Source organism: Archangium sp., assembly GCF_036389735.1.
In the GTDB taxonomy this organism is placed as follows: Bacteria; Myxococcota; Myxococcia; order Myxococcales; family Myxococcaceae; genus Archangium.
Map to the genome: position 1 here is coordinate 1 of NZ_DASVWK010000769.1, position 2225 is coordinate 2225.

Here is a 2225-nt window from a genome sequence, read left to right on the forward strand (position 1 = left end):
ACATGTTGAACCTCCGCGCGTTGCACGCCTTCCTGTGGTCGCTCTTCTTCACCCCCGCGCTGGCACTGGCCCAGTCGGTCGAGCCCATCGAGCCCTACCAGCCCCATGAGGCCACGCGTTGGGGCGTGGGCTGGGTGTGGCTGGCGGTCCTCTCCATCGTCGTGGTGGCGCTCGTGGCGTGGGGCGTGTCCCGGGACCGGTTCCAGCAGGGCCCTCCCCTGACGCCCTGAGGCCAGGAGCCGGCCAGGACACCTGGCCTGGCTCCTCGCCTTCACGGCTCAGCGCACGGCCCAGGTCGCGGGCGGCACGTGGACCACGAGGTCCGGTCGACCCACGGGCGTGAGGCTCGACGCTCCGGCCTGGAGCGAGCCCGCGAGCGTGGGCACCACCCGGAAGCGCGCGGTGAAGGGCTCGGCGGCGCCTCGCGGCGGCAGGGTGAGGCTCACCGCCCCATCCTCCACCTCGTACTCCGTCACCTTCCCCTCGCGCACCAGCGCATCCAGGCTCACCCGGTCCACCTGCTCGCCCGCGGGGAGGCCCTGACGCATCGTGAGCGCCAGGCCCGCCGGGGACGCCGCCTGCACCGTCAGCTCCACCGGCAGGCCCACCTTCGCCTCCGCCGGGCCCTTCACGGCGAGCTCCAGCCCCTGGCCCGCCTCGCCCGCGCGCCACGGCACGTAGGCCCCCAGCGTGAGGGAGAAGCCCAGCCCGGGCACCGCCGGCTCCGCGCGCACCGTCCACGTGTGCGCCCCCGCCGAGCCGGGCACCGCCCCCTCCAGGGCGAGCACCTCGCGCAGCGCCTTCGCGTCGAGCGTCCCCTCCGTCACCACCTTCCCGTCCCGCTCCAGCACCACCCGCACCTGGGGCGGCAGCGGATCCTTGAAGAGCGCCAGCGCCGCCTGGAGCCCCACGAGGTTGGCGCGCCCGTCACCCCAGCCGAGCTCGGGCCGGTAGTCCGCGAGCAGCGAGGTGCCCAGGTCCGCCAGCGGCGCCTCCTTGTCTCCGGCGAGCGCCAGCACCGCGAGCGCGGTGGCCTCGGACACGGACGGAGCGAGCCCGTCCGCCCGCACCACGTCCGGCTCCACCGGCAGGAAGGCCGAGCCGTCCGGCCGCGTCTTCAGCGACTCGCGCACCTGCTTGCGCAGCGTGTCCCGCACCGAGCCGGACACCTCTCCGCTGGCGAGGAGGGAGGCCGCCGTGTAGCCGTCCCGCACCCGCGACAGGTAGCGCTCGAAGGCACCCGACGCGCGCACACCGAAGGCGGAGGCCCGCCGCCGGCCCTCGTCCGAGCCCGCGCCCGCGCGCACCGCCCGGGCACAATCCGCGGTGGCCACCAGCAGCCGCTGGAGCGTCCAGCCATCGGCCCCCTGACACGTCCCATCCGGCCGCTGGGCCGAGGCCACCTTCGCGGACAGGCGCTCGCCCAGGCGTGCCAGCACCGGGTTGCCCGGGTGCGCCAGCGCCGCCTCCGCCAGCAGCGCCGCGGTGGCCACGTCCGGCGTGCGGCCAGCCCGCAGCACCCGCTGTCCGGCGAGGGCCGTCAGCTGCTTCAGCGCCTCGGCGTCCGTCGTCCCGCCCAGCGTCTTCAGCAGCTCCGGCGCGCGGCCGGCGAGCAGCAGCGCATGGGCATCCTCCGCCACGCCCCCACGCCCGGCGGCCGCGGTCAGCTCCGCGCGCAGCACCCCGAGGGCGCCCGGGTAGACGAGCAACCGCACCCGCTCGCTGCCGGCCACGGCGTCCGAGGGGCCCGTCAGCTCCAGCGTGCGCGGCGCGGCCAGGGTGCCTCCGCGCGTCTCCATCACCGGCCGGCCCGTGGGCCACACATCGAAGGTGCGCACCACCGAGTCCGTGCCGCCCAGCGAGGCCCGCACCGCCACCGGCCCCGGCCGCGCCGCCCGCACCGTCACGTACTCCACCACGCTGCCCGCCGCCGGCACCGTCACCGTGCGCGAGCCGCCCTCCACCGTCGCCCCTTGCGCCTCCACCTTCAGCGCGCGCGTCACGGGGGCCCCGGTGGTGTTCACCACCTGCACCGGCAGGCGCACCACGTCTCCGGCGCGCAGGAAGGGAGGCAGCACCGGGTCCACGTAGGTGGGCAGCGTGCCGGCGAAGCGCGTCACCGCGCCCGCCTGCGCCCCCGTGCGCGAGTGCGCCAGGGCCAGCACCCGCCACTGCGTGAGCCGGTCCGGCACGCGCACCGGCACCGTCGCCGTGCCCGAGGCGTC

Annotated in this window: 2 protein-coding genes; one reads left to right on the plus strand and one right to left on the minus strand. The window is 76.8% G+C overall.

Going from position 1 to position 2225, the window contains the following annotated elements:
- Nucleotides 1–230: hypothetical protein (locus VF794_RS27380; RefSeq protein ID WP_331115398.1), on the plus strand; the 230-nt coding region annotated here is incomplete at its 5' end.
- 48 nt (nt 231–278) lie between these two features.
- Here VF794_RS27380 and VF794_RS27385 read toward each other — a convergent pair.
- Nucleotides 279–2225: alpha-2-macroglobulin family protein (locus VF794_RS27385; protein ID WP_331115400.1), on the minus strand; the 1947-nt coding region annotated here is incomplete at its 5' end.